Source organism: Protofrankia sp. Cr1 (genome assembly GCF_963555865.1).
In the GTDB taxonomy this organism is placed as follows: Bacteria; Actinomycetota; Actinomycetes; order Frankiales; family Frankiaceae; genus Protofrankia.
In genome coordinates this window covers 14,584-20,543 of record NZ_CAUVXO010000053.1, presented here as the reverse complement: position 1 = coordinate 20,543, position 5,960 = coordinate 14,584, and the positions used below count along the sequence as shown (strand labels likewise).

At 67.0% G+C, this 5,960-nt stretch carries 6 protein-coding genes and 1 pseudogene; 5 read left to right on the top strand and 2 right to left on the bottom strand.

All coding sequences use genetic code 11. The features are described 5' to 3' along the window. The 3 genes from U9980_RS07415 to U9980_RS07405 all read left to right on the top strand — a co-directional run. On the top strand, window positions 1-879 hold an 879-nt coding region (locus tag U9980_RS07415), incomplete at its 5' end, for a hypothetical protein (protein ID WP_322767257.1). Then, entirely contained in the window at window positions 876-2,108 is a 1,233-nt protein-coding gene (locus U9980_RS07410) for a hypothetical protein (protein WP_322767256.1), read from the top strand. The genes U9980_RS07415 and U9980_RS07410, both read left to right, overlap by 4 nt. Then, complete coding sequence (locus U9980_RS07405; RefSeq protein WP_322767255.1) at window positions 2,045-2,368, top strand: hypothetical protein; 324 nt, start codon at window positions 2,045-2,047, stop codon at window positions 2,366-2,368. Before U9980_RS07410 ends, U9980_RS07405 begins: the two co-directional genes overlap by 64 nt. A 123-nt stretch (window positions 2,369-2,491) precedes the next feature. Here the strand turns inward: U9980_RS07405 and U9980_RS07400 are convergent, their stop codons facing one another. Together U9980_RS07400 and U9980_RS28485 are read right to left on the bottom strand one after the other, a co-directional pair. Further along, window positions 2,492-3,016, bottom strand: a complete 525-nt coding sequence (locus U9980_RS07400) for a hypothetical protein (RefSeq protein ID WP_322767254.1) — start codon at window positions 3,014-3,016, stop codon at window positions 2,492-2,494. 6 nt (window positions 3,017-3,022) lie between these two features. Next, a pseudogene (locus U9980_RS28485) lies at window positions 3,023-3,286 on the bottom strand (helix-turn-helix domain-containing protein); the annotation flags it as partial. A gap of 147 nt (window positions 3,287-3,433) precedes the next feature. Here U9980_RS28485 and U9980_RS07395 point away from each other — a divergent pair. Then, window positions 3,434-4,417 carry an LLM class flavin-dependent oxidoreductase gene (locus U9980_RS07395; RefSeq protein ID WP_322767253.1) on the top strand — a complete coding sequence of 328 codons (984 nt, stop codon included), beginning with the start codon at window positions 3,434-3,436 and terminating at the stop codon, window positions 4,415-4,417. Then, window positions 4,417-5,952 (top strand): long-chain-fatty-acid--CoA ligase, encoded by a 1,536-nt coding sequence (locus U9980_RS07390; protein WP_322767252.1) that lies wholly within the window; start codon window positions 4,417-4,419, stop codon window positions 5,950-5,952. The genes U9980_RS07395 and U9980_RS07390 overlap by 1 nt, the downstream gene beginning before the upstream one ends. The last annotated feature ends 8 nt before the right edge of the window (window positions 5,953-5,960 follow it).

The following is a 5,960-nucleotide window of genomic DNA, read 5'->3' as shown; positions in this document are numbered from 1 at the left end:
GAGCGTTTGGTCCGGCGGATGGAGGCCGAGACGACGCTTCTGGAAAAGGTCCGCCGGGAGATGTACGAGGGTGCGTTGATCCCGTTCCGGGAGGTCTTCAGCCGCCTGAAGAACGTGGACATGGCCGAGCTCGCGGCGATCGACACCCTGCCCAGTGCCGGTCGGGTGGATGTCGAGCTGCGGCAGGTGCAGGTGAACGCCGCGCAGGTGGTCGGTGCGATGGCCGGCGGTGTGGTCGTGAGCGCGGCGGCGGGCGCGGGGGCCGGCGCAGCCGCCTTCGCCACGGTGGGTGCGGTCGCGACCGCGTCGACCGGCGCGGCGATCTCCGGGCTGTCCGGGGCGGCGGCGACGAGCGCGACACTGGCCTGGCTCGGTGGCGGTTCGCTGGCCGCCGGCGGTGGTGGTGTAGCCGCCGGCACGACCGTGCTGGGCGCGATCGTGCTCGCGCCGGTGGTCCTGGTGTTCGGTGGTGTGCTTACCGGGATCCTGGCGTGGCAGGGCCGCAGGGCGCGCAACGATCAGCAGGAGACGGCAGGCAGGCTCGACGTGGCCGAGGCCGAGCTGGGATGCGCAGAGGCCGCGGCAGATGCCGTGTGTAACCGTAGCGAACAGGTTCGTGACGTCCTCAACGGCTTGTACGCGGCCATCCTGGACGAACTACCCCGATTGGTGACGCTGCTCGACGCCAAGGACGACTACGCGACCTACACACCGCGGCAACGCCAGCGTGTCGCGCTGATCGTCGCATTGGCGACCACCACGGTGACGGTGATGAGCGCGCGCATCGCCGATGACGACGGTGTGGTGACCGATCTGTCCCACCGGGTCGTCGCCGATGCCTGGCAGCGGCTGGGTGACGCGGGCTCGGCCGCAGCATGAGCACGGGCGAGGCTGACCCGCCCTACGCTCGTGGGTTCCCTGCGCGTGTCGGCTTGCTGCCAGGTGGCGCGGACGCGGCCGTCTGGGCGTATGCAGATCATGCCACCCGTCGCGCGGCCGCGGAGATGGTCGCGACCCTGAAGACTCGCGCCACCGTCCAGCGCCTCGCCGAGCGCTACGCCAATCATGGCAACCCGCAGCGGGCCGGCCACATGTTCGAGGTCATGCACGCGCTGGCGTTCAACCGCAACGCCATCCGCGCCGGTGCGTCGGTGCGGGCTCATGTCACGGAGTGGATCGTCGGCGGTTCGCAGACGGCAACGGTGGATGTGGTGCTGCGCGACGGTGACCGGCTGGTCGCCGAGGCGCAGGCCAAGCTCGTCAGCCGGGCCACCACGACGGCACACGACCTTGCCCGGTCTGACTACGCCGGTATGCAGCGGGTGGTGGCGACCGACAAACTCGCCGCCGTGGACGATCTGCTGGGCAGGCGGCTGCGCATGTCGCCCGATGGGCTGCGGTACGAGGACTACCGCGACACCCGCGCGCACCTCACCGACACGCTCCACCACGGGTCGGTGCACAGCCGCGGCATCAGGATGCGTGCAGCGCACCGGGCGGCGGAGAATCCCAGCGGCTGGGCCGATGCGCAGGTCGCGGGCGCGGCCGGACGCGAGGTCCTCACCGCGGGGCTGGCCGGCGCCGGAGTCGGCGCGATGATCGCAACTGTGGTCGGGACGGCGGGCGCCGTGGCGCGGGTCCGGGCGGGTGAGACCTCGGCCGGGGTCGCCGCCCTCACCGTCGCCGGGAGCGCGGCCCGCAACGCCGCCCGTTCCGGGGCGACGACGAGTCTCGGAACGACGATGCGGGTCGCGGCCAGGGCCGGGCTGATGCCCAAGGTCCTCGGCGGTGGCACGGTGACGATGGCCATGGCCGGCGCGGTGTGCGGGGTGGCCGAAGCCGGCTTCGATCTCGGCCGGGGGCGGATCGACGCCGGCGAGTTCGCCGCCCGCAGCGCCACGGTCACGACCACTGCCGGCCTTGTCTGGGCCTGCGGCGCAGTCGGGCAGACCGTCTCCCGATACCCGTGGTCGGCGCTCTTGTGGGAGGTCTCGTCGGCCAGGTCGCCGGCACCATCATCGTTCAGGGACTCCAGTGCGCGATCGTGGCCGCGCGGGCCGACGGCGTCGCGGAGTCCGCACTCCTGCTGCTCGAGCGCGAGCTCCTGACCAGCGCGGCCACCGCGGCCCTGCTCCGTGACGAGGCCGAAGCGCTGGGACGCGAGCGCAACGCCTACGTCGCCGAGATCGTGCTGCCGCAGCTCACGCGGGCACACACCCTGGCGGCCTCCGACCCTGCACGGGCCGTGGTCGAACTCGCTGAGGTGACCCGTGCCTTCGGCGGCCAGCCAATCTTCACGACCATGGACGAGTTCGACCGGTGGATGGCGGACGGCGACGCTGTGCTCACCCTCGACCCGAACTGGTAAAACGGGACGTGAAGCTGGATGGGGGATCCGCGACGACATCCACGAAGCCTTCCGCACCCTCGGCTGCGCCATCACCCGCTGGCGACGGCTGAAGGCCTCATTGTGTTAGGAGTCCTTGTTCGTTCAGTGGATGCCCGGCTGGTGGGCAAGCATTTGCTCGACGATTTGAAGATCTTTTTTGATTCGATCGAGGACGGCTGTCGCAGCGTCTTCGTGCCCGTCGGTGGGGTTCTGCCGCAGCAGGCTTCGGACTGCCATATCGGACAGGATGCGTCCGGTTTCAACCACGGTCGTGCTGCCACCCGGCTGGTACCACCAGGAGGCGAACAGCACCATCCCGCTCAACGCTCGTGCTGCAATCGCCTCGTTGACGGGATGGAACAGGCCGCACCGGATACCGTCGGCGATCGTCGATTCCACAATTCTTTCGAAACCATGCCATATCTCCTTATATAACCGGGAGACCTCGGGCGGAAGGTTTGTCTCGCTCCGGCTGACCAGCCGGGTGCGCTCGGGGTGACGGAGCGCTGCTTCCACTGTCCCCATCATGATTTTCTTCAGTCGCAGATCCGGCCGTGAAGCCAGGTTGTCAGGCATATTGATGACAAATGCCGAGTTGGCCAGAGTGTCACGGGCGATCTTGGCCACCAGATCGTCCTTACTTGAGACATAGTGATACAGAGCTGGGCGGCTCACCCCCAGGGCATCTGCGACGTCCTGCAGGGTCGTACCGGCGTAGCCCCGCGTCGCGAACAGCTCCGCGGCGGCGTCCAGGAGCGCTGACTCGAAGGCCTCCCGCCGGGAGGACGAACGACCGCTGCTCGGACGGACCAGACCCGCGGCGAACTGGGTGTCCGTCTCGCTCTGTATGTCCCCGATTGCGACACCTGTGTCCTCGGGCGGTGCCGGCTCCCTCACCCTTCCGAGTGTAGAGATGAGCCGGCCGTGGTTGGCAGGCCTGGAGGAGCGAAAAAGATGCGGTAAATTCCTGGGTTCAACATCGTTGTCGAAAGTTCGACTCGCATGTAACCTTGCCCATACTTCACATGATGTTGGAGGTGGCCGGTGGGTCAGCCAGACGAGAACGGTGCTCAGGCGTCGGAAGCCGAACCCCGGGTGCTGTTCGGCTTCAACGTTCGAGGCGAGAAGAAGGAGATCCGTCGGCTGGACAGGCTCGGAGCGGACTCGCTGTGGGCGAGTGGTCATGTCGCGGCACCGCTTCCCACTCCGGAAGCGCTGGTGAACCTGGGGCTCCTCGCCGCGCTCACCGAGCGGCCGCGCATCGGAACCGCGGTGCTCCTGCTTCCGCTGTATCCGCCGGCAATCGTCGCGAAGCAGGTGGCGTCGATCGATCGGGTGAGCGGGGGGCGGGTCACGCTGGGGGTGGGGGTCGGTGGGGAATATCCGCAGGAGTTTGATGCCTGCGGTGTGCCGGTCGCCGGCCGCGGCTACCGGGTCGACGAACAGATTCGCGTCTTACGGGACCTGTGGACCGGCGAAGCGGTCGATGGGGCCGGCCCGCATTACCCGTTCCAGGGCGTGCGGATCTCCCCGCCGCCCGTCCAGCCCGGTGGTCCACGGATACCGATAGCGGGGACGAAGGCGCCGGCGATGCGGCGAGCCGCGACCATCGGCGACGGCTGGATGCCCTATCTGTTGTCTGCGGACCGGTACGCCGAAACGGTCCGGACGGTTCGCGCCCAGGCCGACGCCATCGGACGTAAGCTCGACAGCTTCGAATGGTTCCAGTTTCTGTTCATCGGTGTAGCGGACCGGCCCGAAGACGCCTACGCCGACATGGCGCAGATGTTCGGTTCAGTCTGGTCACGGGACCTGCGCGGACTCATCCACCGCGTGACCGCCGCAGGTACCCCGGAACAGGTTGCCGCACGGGTGCAGGCCTACGTGGATGCGGGGGCACGCCACATGATCTTTCAGCCGAGCGGTGCGGACCTCGGCGAGTCCCTCCGCAACGCGGAACGCATCACGCACGAGGTACTGCCCTTGATAACCCTTTCCAGGCGGGTGGAGGCGACAGACGAATGCTGATGGGCGACATATTGTCACTGGCAGCCGCGAACTGGCCGGAACGGGTGGCGCTGGTCACGGGGAACGAGCGCCGGACATTTGCGGACCTGCACGCGGACTCGTTACGGCTGGCAAACGGCCTTTCCCGGATCGCATCGCCGGGAGACCGGATCGCGATCCTGGCTCGCAATGTGCCTGCCTATGTCGAGGCTCTCTACGGTGTACCGACCGCCGGCATGGTACTCACCCTGCTCAACTACCGGATCCATCCCAGGGAATGGGCTGAAATCATAGCTGCGGCCGGCGCCCGGGTGCTGATTGTCGACCGGGAGTTCGTCGACGAACTCTGGCCCGTGCTCGGCGACGTTCCAGCCATCGAACACATGTTCGTAATTGGTGGTCCATCGGACGGCCGCGGCTCCTCCTACGAGGAGCTGGTCGCATCGGCCTCACCCACCCGTCCTCAGGTGGAAGTGTCAGATTTCGACACGGCATGGCTGGTTTATACGAGCGGTACGACCGGGAGCCCCAAGGGGGCGATGATCACCCATCGTGGAATCATCACAGCGGCCATGACAATGATGCTCGCGATCTCGCCGACGGAGCGTGACCGGATGCTGATGACCTTCCCCATGTGTCATGTTTCCGCGTTTCAGGTCCCCACCTACCACCTGTGCGGGGTGCCGACTGTCCTGATGCCCGCGTTTGAGCCGAGCGCGTTCCTGGAACTGGTGGCGGAACACCGAATCACGATCACTTCGCTGGCGCCGACGATGGCGTCTTTCGTGCTCCGGTATCCGGGCTATGACACGGCCGACCTGTCCTCCATCCGCCGACTGGGATACGGCGGGATGGCCATGCCCACGAGCACTGCCCGCGCTTTGGCGGACCGGCTGGGACCAGTTTTGGTGACCGGCTTCGGCCAGACCGAGTCAACCGGATGGGTGACGGCTCTCAGTCCTGAGGACCATGTTCGTGCGCTGTCGGGTCAGGAGCAACTGTTGGAGTCCTGTGGCCGGCCATTGCCGCTGACCGCCGTCGCAGTCATGGATGAGCAGATGCGGCGATGCCCCGCCGGCACCCCCGGTGAGCTGGTCATCCGCGGTGATCTGGTTACCAGCGGTTATTGGAACGACGAAAAGGCCACCGCCGCCGCGTTCACCGATGGGTGGCTGCACACCGGTGACGTGGCGACCGTGGATAAAGAAGGATACGTTTATCTCGTCGACCGCATCAAGGATATGATCATAACTGGTGGACAGAACGTGTACTCCACGCAGGTGGAGCAGGTCCTCCATAAGCACGAGGCCGTGTCGGAAGCTGCCGTCATCGGTGTTCCCGACCCGGTATGGGGGGAGAGTGTGGTAGCTGTGATTGTTCCCCGGCCCGGTGCACACGTGGACCCCGAGGACATCCTCAGGACCTGTCGGGCGCAGCTTGCCGGTTACAAGAGCCCGCGGAAGATCCATGTGGTTGCCGAACTTCCCAAAAACATCACCGGCAAGGTCCTCAAGCGCGAGCTCCGCGGCCGGTACGCGCCTGCGACAGCTCTCTGATCACCACG